We start from the raw sequence: 15,177 nt of genomic DNA, 5'->3' as shown, positions 1-15,177 counted from the left end.
CAGTGTTATGTATGGCATCTAGATTTAAATACGATTATTTAGAGCCGCATTTACCTTCACCACATTTACCTTCTGCGGCTTTCGTTTCGTTTGCACCACATTTGCCTTCTCCGCATTTACCTTCTGCAGCTTTTGTTTTCACACATTTATCACCTACACAAGGTGTTGCAGCTTTATCCATACTGCTTGATTTTGACTCAGCATGTGCAACAGTAGCTACTGTCATCGTTAATGCTCCTGCTAATGCGGCTAAAGTGGATAATTTTTTCATTTGAATCTCCTAGAGTTTGATATTGAATATATAGTTAGAGGAATTTTAACCAGCCTTTAGTTGGATAAACCTTCTTAATAAGCGTGTCTAAAGAGAGTTTCCCTGCTCCCTGCGTAATTAAGATTAATAAAGTTACCACATAAATTAAAGGTAATTTATAACCGTTATCACAAACGTTATAACCTGAATCAGCGTGAATACTATACCACGCGACAGAGATTAAAATCGTTAAACCTAATGCACTAAAACGAGTTAATACCCCGAATATTAGCAAGAAAGGGAGAATTAATTCCGACCCCATTGCAACGTGCCAATTAATATCAGCAGGAATAAGATTAAACGGAAAAGGAAAACGATCTTGTATTTCAGTAAACCAATTTTGGCCATTCCATTTTTCTAACCCTGCCTCTAAAAACTCCCATGCAAGAAAAAAGCGTAAAATCAATAAACTCACGCCGCTGCTGATACTTTGTATCTTACAATCTTTCATCTTTTTCCTCTTGTTGATTATCTATTTTATGAAATTATTTAGTTCATTATGCTAGGAAATATTTCCCAGTTATTCTATTAGTCGGAGATAAACCTTTTTTCTTACAAATTTTTTTGAAAAATTTTAAATATCAACAAAAATCGGGTAATATGCGCACGAATTTTTAACCCCTTATGGAGTAAATCACTTATGGCAATGAATAATATTCTCGGATTATTTGCCCATTCGCCTTTAAAACCATTACAAAAGCATTCGGAAAAAGTCACTGAATGTAGCGATCTTTTAATTCCTTTTTTTGAAACCACCTTCTCAAAGGATTGGGAAAAAGCGGAAGAAAAACGCTTAGAAATCTCTCAGCGTGAACGTGAAGCAGATAGCTTGAAACGTGAGATTCGTTTGAAATTGCCACGTGGTTTATTCTTACCTATCGATCGTACTGATCTCTTAGAATTAGTCACGCAACAAGATAAGTTAGCAAATTTTGCTAAAGATATTGCAGGTCGTATGATTGGCCGTCAATTTGGTATTCCTGAAGAAATGCAGGAAGAATTCTTACATTACGTAAAACGTAGTTTAGATGCCATTCATCAAGCTCATCGAGTAATCGAAGAAATGGATCAACTTTTAGAAACTGGTTTTAAAGGCCGTGAACTAAAATTAGTTAACGATATGATTCAAGAACTCGATGCCATTGAAGATGATACTGATCAAATGCAGATCAAATTGCGTAAAATGCTTTACACCATCGAAAGCCGTTATAACCCAATTGATGTGATGTTCTTATATAAAATTATTGAATGGGTTGGCGTGCTAGCTGACCAAGCACAACGTGTTGGCTCACGCATTGAATTAATGCTGGCGCGTTCATAATCAACAAAATATAGGAAATTAACTATGGAAGTTATTAGTCAATATGGTTCATGGTTGGTGTGGATTACAGCAGCCTTCGGCTTTTTTATGGCTTTCGGTATCGGAGCCAATGATGTTTCAAACTCAATGGGAACATCTGTAGGATCTGGTACTGTAACAGCCAAACAAGCAATTATTATCGCGTTAATTTTTGAATCTGCTGGCGCATATCTAGCCGGTGGTGAAGTAACAGAAACCATTAAAAGTGGCGTAATCGATCCAATGCAATTTGTTGATACGCCCGATATTTTGGCACTGGGTATGCTTTCTGCTTTATTTGCATCTGGCGCTTGGTTATTTATCGCAACCAAAATGGGCTGGCCAGTTTCAGGTACTCACACTATCATCGGTGCAATTATTGGATTTGCATGTATTACGATTGGCCCTGGCGCAGTAGATTGGTCAAATATTGGTAGCATCGTTGGTAGCTGGTTCATCACACCTGTCATTGCAGGTATTCTCGCCTATGCAATCTTTGCAAGTACGCAAAAACTTATTTTTGATACCGAACATCCGCTGAAAAATGCACAAAAATATGGCCCTTATTACATGGGGATAACCGTATTTGTGCTGTGTATCGTAACCATGACAAAAGGTTTAAAACATGTTGGTTTAAATCTTTCCAATAAAGAAACTTTAGTCATTTCACTTATCATTAGCCTTGTAGGCATGCTGTTTTTCCATTTCTATTTTAAAAGCAAAACCTTCACTCAATCTGCAAGCAAAGGGACTTTTGGTGCGGTAGAAAAAGTCTTCAGTATTTTAATGTTATTAACAGCCTGTGCGATGGCTTTCGCTCATGGTTCAAATGATGTAGCCAATGCAATTGGTCCACTTTCAGCGGTTGTATCAATCGTTGAACAAGGCGGTAAAATTGTTTCAGACGGAGCCTTAACTTGGTGGATTTTACCACTAGGTGCATTAGGTATTGCTGTAGGCTTAATTACTATGGGACAAAAAGTGATGGCGACTGTTGGATCTGGAATCACTGATTTAACGCCAAGCCGTGGCTTTGCAGCTCAATTTGCTACTGCGATGACCGTTGTAGTTGCTTCAGGTACAGGCTTGCCGATCTCAACAACACAAACTCTTGTTGGGGCAATTTTAGGTATCGGTTTTGCTCGCGGTATCGCGGCACTCAATTTAACGGTTATCCGAAACATCATTAGTTCTTGGATAATCACTTTACCAGCCGGCGCATTCTTCGCAATTATTATCTTCTATTTACTACGTGCGGTGTTTAATTAATTTATTGCAACAAAAAGTGCGGTTTATTCAGCCGCACTTTTGTTGTTTTTATTTTTAAGGAGAAAGCATGAAAAAAATCTACAATACACTTTTATCTTGCGCTTTACTTGGTACAGGTATTGCAACTGCTCATGCAGAAACGCAATATGTTACTGAAAATCTCAGTACGTTCTTACGCCGCGGTGCTGGTGAACAATTTAAAATTGCAGGTTCAATTCAAGCAGGCGAAGCGGTGAATGTATTAGATCGCCAAGGCAAATACACACTCATTCGCGACAATAAAAATCGTGAAGCTTGGATTTTAAACTCAGACTTAAGCAGCACGCCAAGTAGTAAAGAAGAAAATCCAAAATTAAAAGCCCAAGTTCAAGAATTAACCTTAAAACTTAATCGTTTAGATGGCGATTGGCAACAACGTACCGTAGAAATGCAACGTCGAACCAAACAAGCAGAGCAACAAAGTGCGGATCTTTTAGAACAAAATTCACAATTGAAACGTGAACTTGAAATGACCAAAAATAAAAATCGTGATTTAGAAGCGATGCTTGATGCAGGTAAACGAGAAATTGCGATTCAATGGTTTATTTATGGCGGTTCAGTATTGGGTGTAGGCTTACTCTTCGGCTTGCTCATTCCTTATGTGTTACCAAAACGTCGCCGTCGTGATGGTTGGGCATAATCACGAATGAAAGTTTATTTGGTTGGTGGGGCTGTTCGCGATCAATTATTGGGGTTACCAGTAAAAGATCGTGATTGGATTGTGGTAGGCGCAGACCCCGCTACGCTACTCTCTCTCGGTTATCAACAAGTAGGCAAAGATTTTCCGGTTTTTCTCAATCCTAAAACAAAAGAAGAATATGCGCTTGCCCGAACAGAACGTAAATCTAGCGCAGGTTACACGGGCTTTATTTGTGATTTCTCCCCAACAATCACATTAGAACAAGATTTAATTCGACGAGATCTCACTATTAACGCGATGGCTCAAAGCGAAGAGGGTAAAATTATCGATCCTTATGGCGGAAAACAAGATTTAGAAAATCGAATTTTGCGCCATATTTCTCCCGCTTTTTCAGAAGATCCTTTACGAGTATTGCGCGTGGCACGCTTTGCAGCCCGTTATCATTCCCTCGGTTTTAAAATCGCATCGGAAACGCTATCCCTAATGGCGGAACTTGCCCAATCGGGAGAATTACAACATCTCACGGCGGAACGCGTTTGGCTAGAAACAGAAAAAGCCTTAAACGAAAAAAATCCTGAAATTTATTTTGAAACTTTACATAAAACAGGCGCATTAAAAGTTTTATTTCCTGAAATCGATGCCCTTTATGGTGTGCCAAATCCAGTAAAACATCATCCAGAAGTAGATAGTTTTATTCATACCATGTTGGTATTAAAACAAGCGGTTAATTTGACTGAAAATAACCCTATCTTAAATAAAAGTGCGGTCCGTTTTGCCGCAATTTGTCATGATCTTGGCAAGGCTCTTACACCTCAAAATATTCTTCCTCATCATTATGGGCATGAACAAGCTGGCATAAAACCAACTAGATCATTGTGCAAACGCTTGAAAGTGCCAAGTTATTTTCAAGAACTTGCAGAACTGACTTGTGAATTTCATACGCATATTCACAAAGCCTTTGAGCTTCGAGCTGAAACCGTCATAACGCTGTTTAATCGTTTTGATGTGTGGAGAAAACCACAACGCTTTCAAGAATTTCTACGAGTATGTCTAGCTGATACTCGAGGTAGAACAGGTTTTGAAACTAAAGACTATCCACAAATAGATTACATCAATCAATTATTACAAGCGGCAAATGAAGTCGATGTACAGCAAGTTATTGCTGATGGATTTGAGAAACAAGAAATTAGAAATGAATTGACGAAACGAAGAATCTTAGCGGTTAAACAAACAAAAGCAAATTACCCCAAAAATTAACAAATAAAAGTAACTTTACTCAATTAAACTAAATCCTTAAAATACGCGAGCTTATTAACTTGATGAATAATATGAAAACGTTTAAATTTCTCACCGCACTTTTTGTAACCAGCATACTAACTGCCTGTACAATGGATGCTGAACGTCCAGTTAACGTGCAATATATCGATAAAACTGATGCCACATGGCAACAGCATCTACAAAAGATTCAAAAAATTCAATCCTATCAAGCTAAAGGACAAATTGGTTATATCAGTCCAACAGAACGTTTTTCTAGCCGCTTTGAATGGCAATACCAAAATCCAAAATCTTATACGCTTAAACTCTATTCTTTAATCAGTAAATCTACCCTTTGGATTCAAATGCATCAAAGCGGTATGTCAATTTCCGATAACAACGGCAATCAACAATCTGCAGCCGATGCCAAACTATTATTACAAGAGATCATTGGAATGGATGTACCATTAGAAAATTTAGCTTATTGGTTGAAAGGCCAACCGGCAATAAATGCGGATTATCAAGTAGGTACCAACCATTTACTTGGCGCATTTACTTATCATGTGGATGGTTCTCAATGGACGGCAGATTATCTAACCTACCACTCAAATAATTCGATGCCTGAAAATATTCTGCTAAAAAATGACAGCACGAAACAAACTCTAAAAATTCGCGTGGATGAGTGGATTTACTAATGAATACATTAATGAAATCACATCAATTTTCTACCGCACTTTCTCAAAATACAACACAATCAAATGGGAAGCCATTGCGCTTCCCTAGTCCAGCCAAACTGAATTTATTTCTTTATATCAACGGAAAATTGCCGAACGGCTATCATGAATTACAAACACTTTTCCAATTTTTAGATTTCGGCGATTGGTTAGAAATGAGTATCCGTGAAGAAGATAATCAAATTGTTTTAACCCCAGAAATTCCAAATCTAAAAACGGAAGATAATCTAATTTATCGAGCTGCAAAACTTTTACAAGAAAAAGCCAATATTCAATTTGGTGCAAATATTCATTTAGATAAAATTCTTCCAATGGGAGGCGGTGTTGGAGGTGGTTCATCCAATGCAGCAACCGCATTGGTCGCGTTAAATTATTTATGGCAAGCCAATTTATCCATTGATGAACTGGCAAAATTAGGATTAACACTAGGCGCTGATGTGCCAATATTTGTACATGGACATGCTGCTTTTGCTGAAGGTGTAGGGGAAAAAATCACTTATTGTGAACCTGCCGAAAAATGGTTTGTTGTATTAAAACCCGATGATTCAATATTGACAGCTGCGATATTTCAAGATCCAAATTTACCACGTAATACACCGAAAAAATCCCTAGAACAACTTTTGAGCGAATCTTATGTAAACGATTGCGAAAAAGTTGTGATAAATCATTATTCAAACGTTGAAAAAGCGCTAAACTGGTTGCTACAATATGCGCCGGCAAGATTAACAGGAACGGGAGCATGTGTTTTTGCTGAATTTGATCATGAGGCAGAGGCACAAGCGGTATTTAGACAAAAACCAAAAGAATTTTTTGGTTTCGTCGCGAAAGGACTCAATGTTTCTCCCTTGCACGCAATGTTGAAGCAGCTATCATCAACTTATACTCATCGACAATCTAAACCTGAGGTTTTATAAAATGCCTGACATTAAACTCTTCGCGGGTAATGCAACACCTGAACTTGCAAAACGTATTTCTGAACGTTTATATATTTCACTAGGCGATGCGACGGTCGCACGTTTCAGCGATGGTGAAATTCAAGTTCAAATCAATGAAAATGTGCGTGGTGCGGATGTATTTATCATCCAATCAACTTGTGCACCAACCAATGATAACTTGATGGAATTGATTGTGATGGTAGATGCATTACGTCGAGCATCTGCTGGTCGTATTACTGCCGTGATTCCTTATTTCGGCTATGCTCGCCAAGATCGTCGTGTTCGTTCTGCTCGTGTGCCAATTACTGCTAAAGTTGTAGCAGATTTACTTTCAACTGTTGGTATTGACCGTGTCTTAACCTGCGACCTACACGCAGAACAAATCCAAGGTTTCTTCGATGTTCCAGTAGACAACGTATTTGGTTCTCCAGTTTTAATTCACGATATCTTGAAAAAATCTGATCTTGAAAACCCAATTGTTGTTTCTCCAGATATTGGTGGCGTTGTACGTGCTCGTGCTGTAGCGAAATTATTAAACGATACCGATATGGCTATCATTGACAAACGCCGCCCTCGCGCAAACGTAGCACAAGTGATGCATATTATCGGTGATGTTGCAGATCGTGATTGTATTTTAGTAGATGATATGATTGATACTGGCGGTACGCTTTGTAAAGCGGCAGAAGCATTAAAAGAACGTGGTGCGAAACGTGTTTTTGCTTATGCAACTCACGCAGTTTTCTCTGGCGCTGCAGCCAAAAACTTAGCCAGCGATGCGATCGATGAGATTGTTGTTACTGACACCATTCCATTATCAGAAGAAATGAAAGCTATCGGTAAAGTTCGCGTGCTTACGCTTTCTTCCATGCTGGCAGAAGCCATTCGTCGAATTAGCAACGAAGAATCTATTTCTGCGATGTTTAACTAAATTAAAATTTCAATAAAAAATACCGCACTTTTATTGTCAAAGTGCGGTATTTTTTTATTTACTTTATTTAGGCTTATCTACTTTATTCAATCGTTACACGAGCAAATTTTCGTTTACCCACTTGGTAAACATTTGTGCCTTTCGGTGCATTGTCTTTTACGTTATCGACTTTTTCACCATTGATTTTTACACCGCCTTGTTGAGCAGAGCGAATTGCTTCTGAAGTAGAAGGCACAAGTCCCGCTTCTTTTAATAAGGTGGCTAAACCAATTTCACCAGAAAACGTAAATTCAGGCATTTCATCAGGCATCGCGCCTTTTTGGAAACGATTAATAAATTCTTGTTCTGCGGCGTTTGCTGCCTCTTCATTGTGGAAACGTGCAATTAATTCTTTTGCTAATAAGATTTTTACATCACGTGGATTTTTGCCGTTTTCTACTTCTGATTTTAATTGTGCAATTTCACTTAATGGACGGAATGAAAGAAGGTTATACCAATCCCACATGAGTTCATCAGAAATTGACATCACTTTACCGAACATGTCGCTTGGTGCTTCCGTTACGCCGATATAGTTACCAAGTGATTTGGACATTTTTTTCTCGCCGTCTAAGCCAACGAGTAACGGGAGTGTAATCGCAACCTGTGGTTTTTTGCCTGCTGATTTTTGCAATTCACGACCAACAAGTAAGTTGAATTTTTGGTCTGTACCACCTAGTTCCACATCTGCATCTAATGCAACGGAATCATAACCTTGTAATAATGGATAAATAAATTCATGGATTGCAATGGGTTGGTTGTTACTAAAGCGTTTTTTGAAGTCGTCACGTTCAAGCATACGCGCAACGGTGTAGTTGCTTGCAAGACGAATCATGCCTTCTGTACCAAGTTTGCTTAACCATTCAGAGTTGAAGACGATTTTAGTTTTTTGTGGATCGAGAATTTTATAAATTTGCTCTTTATAGGTTTCAGCATTACGCAATACGTCTTCACGGCTGAGTGGAGGACGCGTGGCGTTTTTTCCCGATGGATCTCCCACCATTCCAGTGAAATCACCAATTAAGAAATAGACTTCATGACCGAGTTGTTGAAATTGACGTAATTTATTTAATACAACAGTATGCCCTAAATGAATATCTGGTGCGGTTGGATCGGCGCCTAATTTTACTTTTAATGGGCGATTTTCTTTCAGTTTTTCGATTAAATCCGCTTCTGAAAGGATTTCATCAGTACCGCGCTTTAGTTCCGCGAGAACGGTATTAATGTCAGTCATTATTATTTCCTAATTATGTTTTTTGAAAGGTTTTATTATAGGGATTCTTGGCGATTTGTGAATAAAAAAAACGCCTATTTGTGGGGAAATAGGCGGGAATGTTGGAGTGATTATCTAATATTGTTGTTGGAATAGTTAGATGATAATTGTTATCAATAACCTTGTCAATAATTAAATGAAAATAATTCTCAAAAAATATTATTTTATATAAGGCACCGATTCTGTTAAGGAAAGTGCGGTAGGAATTCCATTAGAAATTTCAAATTTACCCGCATAAGCATAGGCTTCAACGCCTTGTTCCATTGCTTCTTTTAATAAGCGATCATATTCGGGATCGATATATTCTGCGATTTTGAAACGATCAAAACCATTATGTAACCCAGCAAATAGTACCACTGCGCGATGACCTTGTTTTTTCATTGCCAGTAATTCTCGGACATGTTTTTGCCCACGCGTAGTAACCGCATCGGGGAACATGCCTAAATTTCCTTTCACTAAGGTGATGGACTTCACTTCCACATAACAATCGGGTAAGCCTTCGCCTTTTAGTAAGAAATCAATTCGGCTATTTTCTTCGCCGTATTTCACTTCAGGATAAATTTCCTCATACATTGCTAATTCTTTGATTTGCTTATTTTGCAGTGCTTCAAAGACAAGCTGATTAGAACGATGCGTATTGATACAGCAAAGTTGCCCATTTTCAAGTTGAGTAAGTTCCCAAGAATGAGGATATTTGCGGGTTTGACTATCGGAATGTGAATACCAAATTATATCACCTTTTTCACCGCACCCAGTCATCGCGCCTGTATTGGCACAATGGATTGTCATCACATCACCAGTTGGTAGTTCAATATCCGCAAGAAAGCGTTTGTAACGACGAATTAATTTTGCCGATTGTAAAGCTGGAAGTTGCATAAAGTTCCTTATTTGAGTTTTTCTAAACGTTGTAAAATGGCGTTATCGCTCATAGCTTGCATTTTTTTCATTCTCAAAGAAAGCAAGATTGCGGCGAAAGTGAGTGAGACCACAAAGGCAATCCAGAAACCTTTCGCATCAATGTGTGGCACAAGCCAATCTGTACGACCGAGCGTATAACCAAGTGGCACACCAATTACCCAATAAGAGAAAAGGGTAATATATAAAATGACTTTGGTATCTTTATAGCCCCGTAAAATGCCACCAACTACCATTTGAACGGTATCTGAAAATTGATAAAGTGCAGCAAATAATAATAAATTTGCCGCCATGGCGATGACAATTTCATCGGTTACGAAAATAGAGGCAATTTCATAACGGAAGAAAATCGTAATTAATGCGGTAATGATTGTCACCGTTAGCCCTAACAATAATGCGGCATAGCTCATTTTTTTCGAATTTTGTGGTGAGCCAGCCCCTAATGCTTGTCCGACTAAAATCGTTGTTGCCATACCAATTGACAGGGGGAACATAAAAATGAAAGAACTGGTATTCAATGTAATTTGATGGCTCGCCACAATAGTTGAGCCCAGCGGAGAAAGCATTAGCGAAGTGAGGGCAAATAACGCCACTTCACAACAAAGTGCAATCGCAATCGGTAAACCTAAACGCAATAATTTTTTTAGGGTTCTCGGATTCGGCATTTCAATTAATTGGCTAAATACTTTTAGCGAACGTTCTTGAGTATTCGTGTAGGAATAAAACATCATCATTAAGCACATTGCCCAGTTTACAATGGCTGTCGCAATACCACAGCCCACCGCACCAAAAGCAGGCATACCAAATTTTCCATAAATAAAAATGTAATTAAGCGGAATATTCAGCAGTAAACCTAAGAAGGTAATGACCATTGCAGGCTTGGTTTTGGCAATTCCATCATTTAAACAACGAAAATTAATCAGCATCAAATAAGCAGGCAATCCCCACAACATCGCATGTAAATAATCGCGTGCTAAATCTGACATTTTGCTTTCCATTTGCATATATTGCAGCGGGATTTCACAGAAATAAATCAGCAAACCTAAAGGAATACTCACGCCTAACACAAGCCAAATGCCTTGGCGAACTTGATGGGCAATGCGATGGCGTTGGCCTGAACCGTTTAGGTAAGAAATAGTCGGTGGGAGCGCCAATAATAAACCTTGACCGAAAAGCACCAATGGCATCCAAATAGATGCGCCGACAGAAATCGCTGCCATATCAGTAGAACTCACTCGACCAGCCATAATGGTATCCGCTAGTCCCATTGAGTTTTGTGCGATTTGCGCTAACAAAATGGGTAAAGAAATTTTAATTAATTTTTTAATATCAGCGTGATATTGGGATAAAAGACGAAAATTCATAAATTTGATATACTAAGAAAAATTTTTAGAAAAGGAGAAAATATGTTTACCGGAATTGTACAAGGCACTGCGCCTATTCATTCAATTACAGAAAAGGCTAATTTTAGAACACAAGTGGTAAAATTACCACCTGAAATGCGTAAAGACCTAGAAATTGGCGCATCGGTGGCAAATAACGGTGTATGTTTAACCGTGACTGAAATTAACGGCGATCTCGTTAGCTTTGATCTCATGCAAGAAACCTTAAGAATTACGAATCTTGGCTTGTTGAAAGTAGGTGATAATGTAAATATCGAACGAGCCATGCAAATGGGAACCGAAATCGGCGGACATTTATTATCTGGCCATGTATATTGTACGGCAAAAATTTCAAACATTATCGCTAGTGAAAATAACCGACAAATTTGGTTTGAGCTGCCAAGCGCAGATGTAATGAAATATATTTTAACGAAAGGATTTGTTGCGGTAGATGGCATTAGTCTGACTATTGGCGAAGTAAAAGGCACGCAATTCTGCGTGAATTTAATTCCTGAAACTTTGCAACGAACCTTAATGGGGCAACGTAAAGTGAGCGATATCGTGAATATTGAAATCGATCCACAAACCCAAGCCATAGTAGATACAGTGGAAAATTATCTAAAAGCGAGAAATTTATAGTCTATTGAAATAAAAGAGCGGCTAAAAAATACAGGATTTTTTAACCGCTCTTTTGTTTGACCGTTTTATCAATGAAATTAGAATTTCACCGCAATGCCCGCAAAGTACACCATTGGATCAAGTTTTAACTTAACCTCATGATTTGCACCAAGCGCTTGGAATTTTGCTGTGGTTTTAATATGTGTATACCATGCTGAAACATTGAAATAAACATTCTGAGCCAATTTCACATCTAAACCCACATTTGCTACAGGACCAAATGAATGTTTTTTCACTTCTAAGTTAGTCACTGCAGGGTTAACAGATTTTGCGTGATAGAAACGAGTATAGTTTAAACCAGCACCTAAATAAGGACGTACAACTGAATCTGCTTTAAAGAAATAGTATTGAGCATATAAGCTTGGGGGCAATTGTTTCACGATTGCTGTTTTACCTAAATCAAGGTTAAGTGCAGGTACATTCGCATGAATTTTATGAGAGAACGGCGTTGCAGCTAATAATTCCACACCAATATTATCTGTTAACATATAGGTTCCGGTTAAACCTAGTTGAGTATTATTTTTTACTTTTAATCCCACATCAATAGCAGTTTGAGTTCTTGAGCTTGAATTTGCATCTACAGTAATTGCACCGGCACGAACCACAACACTTCCAGCTTCGTGTGCTGCAGCTGAACCTGCTAATAAAATCCCACCTAACATAAGTGTTAATGCTGTTTTTTTCATAGTGACATTCCTTAAAAAATTTCACTTATACCTAACAAGAGGTATAAAAAGTTTACTCATTTAAAGAAAAATTTTATTGATTAAAATCAATTTTTTTGATGATTATTGAAAAGGTAAATATATAATCTATGTCAAAATTGCGTATTTGAGTTGAATTAAGTGAGCAAATAAAGCCAATATACTTAGATTCAAGATAAAAAAGAGCGGCTAAAAAACACAGAATTTTTTAACCGCTCTTTTGGTTGATTACTTCGTTTATTTTTTCGATTTTTTCCATTTCCAGAAAAGGAATAGGGCAAGTAAAGCGATAAGTACATAAATCACCATTTGACCTTTTTGGATTTGAGCATGTAACCAGTCTAAATTTTTTGCGCCCAGTTCGCCTAAATAAACCCAAATTGGCACAGAAATAATTGCAGCACAGAAATCAATTAAAACAAACCGTGTGTAACTGACACGGCGAGTAATACCAGAGACCATATAAATTGGTGCACGCAAACCGGGTAAAAAACGTGCGACAAATAACACACGGTTGCCATATTGGCTAAATTTTTCACGCACCATTCTTAAACGTTGTAATGTCACGATTTTACGCATTGGGCGGAAACGTAAAATTTTTGTGCCATAAATACGACCAAGCCAATACATACAAGAATCGCCCGCTAGTACACCAATCATACTGACTAGCAACATTAAATGTGAATTAACACTTTCAGGATAAAGCCCCGCAATGACACCGCCAGAAACTAACGTGATATCTTCTGGAATCGGCACACCAAATCCACAAATAATTAAAACAAAAAGGACAGCCCAATAACCGTACTCAGTAAAAAATCCAATCAGAAATTCCATAATCTTCCTACTTTATTTTTTTATAAATATCCTAAAAAACCGCTAAGCATTCTAATCTTTTCAGGGTAAAAAACCTAGAAAAAGTTTGCTTTGAAAAGAGGGATATTCTATAATTCGCCGTCTCAAAGCATGACTCAACAGTTATCTTCGAGAACAATATTTGGAAAATTGCTGGGTCGCCTGCAATTTTCTTTCTTTTAACATTAATTTAAAGAGAACATTAAAATGGCATTTAAATTTAACGCTGAAGTTCGTACAGCGCAAGGTAAGGGTGCGAGCCGCCGCCTGCGTCACAATGGTCAAATCCCTGCAATCGTTTATGGTGGCAGCGAAGAGCCAGTTTCAATCATCTTAAACCATGATGAATTAAACAACGCGCAAGCACATGAATCTTTCTATTCTGAAGTGATCACTTTAGTGATCGGTGGAAAAGAAGTTGCAGTTAAAGTACAAGCAATGCAACGTCACCCATTCAAACCAAAATTGGTTCACATTGACTTCAAACGCGCGTAATTCACAAGTTTGAACAAAGTAAAAAAGCTAAGATATCAGTCTTAGCTTTTTTGTTCTGAGTATTTTAATTATTTCTTAATAAATACCTAAACTTTAATTTTTTATCAAATAACGTTTTAAATTTTCAACAACAAATTCTAATTCTGCTTTTCCATAGTTTGGCTGAAATTCTAAAAAAATCACTCCAGCCTTTCGACAAGTCTCCCGTTTCACTGCATCACGCTTCGCCGCATTATCCTGATAATGTCCCTGCCCTTGATATTCAATTACTATTACGGCCTAGCCGTTCTTATCTACAATCAAAAAATCTACTCGTTTACTATTTATCGCAAAATGGGCCTCTTTATCTATTGATTCTAAAAACTCTCCCATTGAAACCTGAGTAAATAAACGGAACTCTTGATAACCTTTAGACAACAACTTTTCTAAACGAAGAAAAAGTTGATATTCACTCTTATTCATCAAAGCTTTTCTTTTATACTTACTCAATATAACGACATCAAGATGATCATTTTTATTCACTATATTAATTTTGTTTTCTGTCGAAAGATAAAGACGACTCTTCTTTGCATTACGACGAGTTGAGCTCGATTTAGATGAAAATAATGATGTATTGTAAAGAAAATTCCATATTACTCTCCTAAATAAACAGGAAAACAAGATAGCATTAATTTATATTACAAATAAACGTATTTGAGATCTGGACCGCAAAACAACCTTAGATAAGGCAAAAAACTAGCTTTTGTTAGAACTATGATAATTTAAAAAATATGGCTGGGGTACTAGGATTCGAACCTAGGGATGCCGAGATCAAAACCCGGTGCCTTACCGCTTGGCGATACCCCAACAGAGAAATCTTTGATTGGATATAAAGAAGATTTATTTGATAGTATGGCTGGGGTACTAGGATTCGAACCTAGGGATGCCGAGATCAAAACCCGGTGCCTTACCGCTTGGCGATACCCCAACTACTATTTGACTTACAAAGCGATAAATGGTGCGGGACGAGGGACTTGAACCCACACACCTCTCGGCGCCAGAACCTAAATCTGGTGCGTCTACCAATTTCGCCAGTCCCGCAAATCTGGTGGCTACAGCGAGATTCGAACTTGCGACCCCAACATTATGAGTGTTGTGCTCTAACCAACTGAGCTATGTAGCCATTACCTTAATTTGCCTAACCATATCGGCTTTGCGGGGCGTATTATGCTGATTTTGGCGATACTCGTCAAATACTTTTTTTAAAATATTTGGATTTTCCCTTTCATTTGATTATTAATAAAACACATCAATTATTTTTTATGCATTTATAGTCTGAATTCCCAACGAGATTATTTAGTTTGACGCTTTAATTTTTCTCTCTTGTCATAATCAGATTTATGACAAAGATCATG

16 protein-coding genes, 4 tRNA genes and 1 pseudogene are annotated in these 15,177 nt (G+C 37.8%); 9 read left to right on the top strand and 12 right to left on the bottom strand.

Annotated elements, in window-relative coordinates; translation table 11 throughout:
* Nucleotides 1-34: 34 nt before the first annotated feature.
* Both hvfA and AC6H0J_RS05710 read right to left on the bottom strand, forming a co-directional pair.
* Nucleotides 35-271: an oxazolone/thioamide-modified RiPP metallophore HvfA gene (gene hvfA, locus AC6H0J_RS05715; protein WP_497513093.1), complete on the bottom strand. Its 237-nt coding sequence runs from the start codon at nucleotides 269-271 to the stop codon at nucleotides 35-37.
* A 34-nt stretch (nucleotides 272-305) separates the two neighbouring features.
* Nucleotides 306-761, bottom strand: a complete 456-nt coding sequence (locus AC6H0J_RS05710; RefSeq protein ID WP_497513091.1) for an HvfX family Cu-binding RiPP maturation protein — start codon at nucleotides 759-761, stop codon at nucleotides 306-308.
* 189 nt (nucleotides 762-950) lie between these two features.
* Between AC6H0J_RS05710 and AC6H0J_RS05705 the strand changes: the two genes are divergently transcribed.
* The 7 genes from AC6H0J_RS05705 (at nucleotide 951) to AC6H0J_RS05675 (ending at nucleotide 7,448) form a co-directional block, all read left to right on the top strand.
* Nucleotides 951-1,631: a TIGR00153 family protein gene (locus AC6H0J_RS05705; RefSeq protein WP_005638079.1), complete on the top strand. Its 681-nt coding sequence runs from the start codon at nucleotides 951-953 to the stop codon at nucleotides 1,629-1,631.
* Nucleotides 1,632-1,655: 24 nt separating this feature from the next.
* Nucleotides 1,656-2,918, top strand: a complete 1,263-nt coding sequence (locus AC6H0J_RS05700; protein WP_497513089.1) for an inorganic phosphate transporter — start codon at nucleotides 1,656-1,658, stop codon at nucleotides 2,916-2,918.
* A 67-nt stretch (nucleotides 2,919-2,985) separates the two neighbouring features.
* On the top strand, nucleotides 2,986-3,597 hold the full coding sequence (locus AC6H0J_RS05695; RefSeq protein WP_005625686.1) for a TIGR04211 family SH3 domain-containing protein: 612 nt from the start codon (nucleotides 2,986-2,988) through the stop codon (nucleotides 3,595-3,597).
* Between the two features lie 6 nt (nucleotides 3,598-3,603).
* The gene (locus AC6H0J_RS05690) at nucleotides 3,604-4,854 is read left to right on the top strand and encodes a multifunctional CCA addition/repair protein (protein WP_497513087.1); all 1,251 of its coding nucleotides are present in this window, start codon (nucleotides 3,604-3,606) and stop codon (nucleotides 4,852-4,854) included.
* Nucleotides 4,855-4,925: 71 nt separating this feature from the next.
* A complete protein-coding gene (gene lolB, locus AC6H0J_RS05685; protein ID WP_497513085.1) occupies nucleotides 4,926-5,546 on the top strand; it encodes a lipoprotein insertase outer membrane protein LolB in 621 nt (206 codons plus the stop codon).
* Between the two features lie 11 nt (nucleotides 5,547-5,557).
* Nucleotides 5,558-6,499 carry a 4-(cytidine 5'-diphospho)-2-C-methyl-D-erythritol kinase gene (ispE, locus tag AC6H0J_RS05680; RefSeq protein WP_497513586.1) on the top strand — a complete coding sequence of 314 codons (942 nt, stop codon included), beginning with the start codon at nucleotides 5,558-5,560 and terminating at the stop codon, nucleotides 6,497-6,499.
* A gap of 1 nt (nucleotide 6,500) precedes the next feature.
* Nucleotides 6,501-7,448 carry a ribose-phosphate pyrophosphokinase gene (locus tag AC6H0J_RS05675; RefSeq protein WP_005641811.1) on the top strand — a complete coding sequence of 316 codons (948 nt, stop codon included), beginning with the start codon at nucleotides 6,501-6,503 and terminating at the stop codon, nucleotides 7,446-7,448.
* An 82-nt stretch (nucleotides 7,449-7,530) separates the two neighbouring features.
* Here the strand turns inward: AC6H0J_RS05675 and tyrS are convergent, their stop codons facing one another.
* The 3 genes from tyrS to hmrM form a co-directional block, all read right to left on the bottom strand.
* A complete protein-coding gene (gene tyrS / locus AC6H0J_RS05670; RefSeq protein ID WP_497513083.1) occupies nucleotides 7,531-8,718 on the bottom strand; it encodes a tyrosine--tRNA ligase in 1,188 nt (395 codons plus the stop codon).
* A gap of 198 nt (nucleotides 8,719-8,916) precedes the next feature.
* Entirely contained in the window at nucleotides 8,917-9,633 is a 717-nt protein-coding gene (gene sfsA / locus AC6H0J_RS05665) for a DNA/RNA nuclease SfsA (RefSeq protein ID WP_046953482.1), read from the bottom strand.
* Nucleotides 9,634-9,641: 8 nt separating this feature from the next.
* The gene (gene hmrM / locus AC6H0J_RS05660; RefSeq protein WP_046953483.1) at nucleotides 9,642-11,036 is read right to left on the bottom strand and encodes a sodium-coupled multidrug efflux MATE transporter HmrM; all 1,395 of its coding nucleotides are present in this window, start codon (nucleotides 11,034-11,036) and stop codon (nucleotides 9,642-9,644) included.
* Between the two features lie 42 nt (nucleotides 11,037-11,078).
* On the opposite strand from hmrM, the gene ribE reads away from it, so the two are divergent.
* Entirely contained in the window at nucleotides 11,079-11,693 is a 615-nt protein-coding gene (gene ribE, locus AC6H0J_RS05655) for a riboflavin synthase (RefSeq protein WP_497513081.1), read from the top strand.
* Nucleotides 11,694-11,770: 77 nt separating this feature from the next.
* Here ribE and AC6H0J_RS05650 read toward each other — a convergent pair whose 3' ends face one another.
* Nucleotides 11,771-12,418, bottom strand: a complete 648-nt coding sequence (locus tag AC6H0J_RS05650; protein ID WP_497513079.1) for an OmpW/AlkL family protein — start codon at nucleotides 12,416-12,418, stop codon at nucleotides 11,771-11,773.
* 255 nt (nucleotides 12,419-12,673) lie between these two features.
* Entirely contained in the window at nucleotides 12,674-13,270 is a 597-nt protein-coding gene (locus AC6H0J_RS05645) for a DedA family protein (RefSeq protein WP_497513077.1), read from the bottom strand.
* A 225-nt stretch (nucleotides 13,271-13,495) separates the two neighbouring features.
* Here AC6H0J_RS05645 and rplY point away from each other — a divergent pair, with 225 nt between their 5' ends.
* Entirely contained in the window at nucleotides 13,496-13,783 is a 288-nt protein-coding gene (gene rplY / locus AC6H0J_RS05640) for a 50S ribosomal protein L25 (protein WP_005633680.1), read from the top strand.
* Between the two features lie 93 nt (nucleotides 13,784-13,876).
* Here rplY and AC6H0J_RS05635 read toward each other — a convergent pair.
* The 5 genes and pseudogenes from AC6H0J_RS05635 to AC6H0J_RS05615 form a co-directional block, all read right to left on the bottom strand.
* Nucleotides 13,877-14,245, bottom strand: a pseudogene (locus tag AC6H0J_RS05635) (DUF2726 domain-containing protein).
* A 309-nt stretch (nucleotides 14,246-14,554) separates the two neighbouring features.
* Nucleotides 14,555-14,629, bottom strand: a tRNA-Gln gene (locus AC6H0J_RS05630).
* Nucleotides 14,630-14,675: 46 nt separating this feature from the next.
* Nucleotides 14,676-14,750: transfer RNA gene (locus AC6H0J_RS05625), tRNA-Gln, on the bottom strand.
* Between the two features lie 28 nt (nucleotides 14,751-14,778).
* Nucleotides 14,779-14,863, bottom strand: a tRNA-Leu gene (locus AC6H0J_RS05620).
* A gap of 5 nt (nucleotides 14,864-14,868) precedes the next feature.
* Nucleotides 14,869-14,945, bottom strand: a tRNA-Met gene (locus tag AC6H0J_RS05615).
* Between the last annotated feature and the right edge of the window lie 232 nt (nucleotides 14,946-15,177).

Source organism: Haemophilus sp. THUN1691, from assembly GCF_059704425.1.
The sequence above is the reverse complement of the archived record's forward strand: the minus strand, read 5'-3'. Positions and strand labels throughout refer to the sequence as shown.

What these genes read in the sequence shown, in the direction of transcription:
- hvfA (WP_497513093.1), bottom strand. Translation starts at nt 271, where the DNA reads ATGAAAAAATTATCCACTTTAGCCGCATTAGCAGGAGCATTAACGATG.
- AC6H0J_RS05710 (WP_497513091.1), bottom strand. Translation starts at nt 761, where the DNA reads ATGAAAGATTGTAAGATACAAAGTATCAGCAGCGGCGTGAGTTTATTG.
- AC6H0J_RS05705 (WP_005638079.1), top strand. Translation starts at nt 951, where the DNA reads ATGGCAATGAATAATATTCTCGGATTATTTGCCCATTCGCCTTTAAAA.
- AC6H0J_RS05700 (WP_497513089.1), top strand. Translation starts at nt 1,656, where the DNA reads ATGGAAGTTATTAGTCAATATGGTTCATGGTTGGTGTGGATTACAGCA.
- AC6H0J_RS05695 (WP_005625686.1), top strand. Translation starts at nt 2,986, where the DNA reads ATGAAAAAAATCTACAATACACTTTTATCTTGCGCTTTACTTGGTACA.
- AC6H0J_RS05690 (WP_497513087.1), top strand. Translation starts at nt 3,604, where the DNA reads ATGAAAGTTTATTTGGTTGGTGGGGCTGTTCGCGATCAATTATTGGGG.
- lolB (WP_497513085.1), top strand. Translation starts at nt 4,926, where the DNA reads ATGAAAACGTTTAAATTTCTCACCGCACTTTTTGTAACCAGCATACTA.
- ispE (WP_497513586.1), top strand. Translation starts at nt 5,558, where the DNA reads ATGAAATCACATCAATTTTCTACCGCACTTTCTCAAAATACAACACAA.
- AC6H0J_RS05675 (WP_005641811.1), top strand. Translation starts at nt 6,501, where the DNA reads ATGCCTGACATTAAACTCTTCGCGGGTAATGCAACACCTGAACTTGCA.
- tyrS (WP_497513083.1), bottom strand. Translation starts at nt 8,718, where the DNA reads ATGACTGACATTAATACCGTTCTCGCGGAACTAAAGCGCGGTACTGAT.
- sfsA (WP_046953482.1), bottom strand. Translation starts at nt 9,633, where the DNA reads ATGCAACTTCCAGCTTTACAATCGGCAAAATTAATTCGTCGTTACAAA.
- hmrM (WP_046953483.1), bottom strand. Translation starts at nt 11,036, where the DNA reads ATGAATTTTCGTCTTTTATCCCAATATCACGCTGATATTAAAAAATTA.
- ribE (WP_497513081.1), top strand. Translation starts at nt 11,079, where the DNA reads ATGTTTACCGGAATTGTACAAGGCACTGCGCCTATTCATTCAATTACA.
- AC6H0J_RS05650 (WP_497513079.1), bottom strand. Translation starts at nt 12,418, where the DNA reads ATGAAAAAAACAGCATTAACACTTATGTTAGGTGGGATTTTATTAGCA.
- AC6H0J_RS05645 (WP_497513077.1), bottom strand. Translation starts at nt 13,270, where the DNA reads ATGGAATTTCTGATTGGATTTTTTACTGAGTACGGTTATTGGGCTGTC.
- rplY (WP_005633680.1), top strand. Translation starts at nt 13,496, where the DNA reads ATGGCATTTAAATTTAACGCTGAAGTTCGTACAGCGCAAGGTAAGGGT.